General features: G+C 61.9%; 1 pseudogene. It reads left to right on the top strand.

Features of this window, described 5'->3' with window-relative positions:
• Window positions 1-559 precede the first annotated feature (559 nt).
• A pseudogene (locus ACFP2T_RS47230) lies at window positions 560-895 on the top strand (hypothetical protein); the annotation flags it as partial.

Here is an 895-nt window from a genome sequence, read left to right as displayed (position 1 = left end):
GACCTCGTCGTGCTCGGTACCGACCTGTTCGGGTACGTGGATGACCTGGTCAATCGTCATGGAAGTGTTCGCCATTCGTGAGGGGGTTTAATGGCCACGTGATCAACTTCTGCGATCCTATTTGTCAAGGCTCGGTTCCTTTGCAGGACGGAACGCCCCCAAGGGATGGGACTTTCAGTCGAGACATTCGTCGACTGGCCGTGGAGATGTAGCGAGAAGCATCGGCAGATGCGTGTTGAGCACGCTCTCGCGATGCTGCCCACAGAGGCTGCCACCTGCGGCTTTACGGGGTTCTACATCGTCTCCAACCCCTGGTCAATCGTCCGGGTTCAGATTCGCCACCCCTCTCCGTGACCATCCCGTCACCTCTTCGTGATTGCTGTCGAACGCCCGTCCATAACCATTACCTCTGGGCTCGCGGTTTGGTTGCATGCTTGTTTGGACTTCTGTCGATATGGCCAGCGATGGATTCCATCCGGCCAGAACCGCCTCTCGTCGGTTCCCCGATCCGAATGGACGAGGCTAGGCTGCCCGCGATTTCCAACGAGAGGATGAAACGGTGACGACTGCACCAAAGGTTGCTCAGGTCGAACCTCCTCGGGAGGCGCCGCCACAGGTCGGCATCGCCGCCCGGGCCCGCGCGGCGATGCCCACCGGAGCATCGTTCTGGGCGACCCTGACCTGGGCGGTGGGATTCCCACTGGCCGTGCTTCTGGTGAAGTTGCTGGACGGAAATCCCCTCACCGGGCGAGGGTCGGTGGGACCGGTCGCCGTCGGAATCATCGGTGGGGTCATCCTGCTCGTGCTGGTGGTGCGGAAGTACTCCGACGCCGTCATCGGGTTGGCGGCCGGTGGTTACGCCGCCTGGTGCGGGTTCACCCTCGTCGCGTCCTAC

Source organism: Plantactinospora solaniradicis (genome assembly GCF_042658085.1).
Classification (GTDB): domain Bacteria; phylum Actinomycetota; class Actinomycetes; order Mycobacteriales; family Micromonosporaceae; genus Plantactinospora; species Plantactinospora solaniradicis.
Note: the sequence above shows the minus strand (reverse complement) of the source record. Positions and strands in the feature narration are given on the sequence as shown.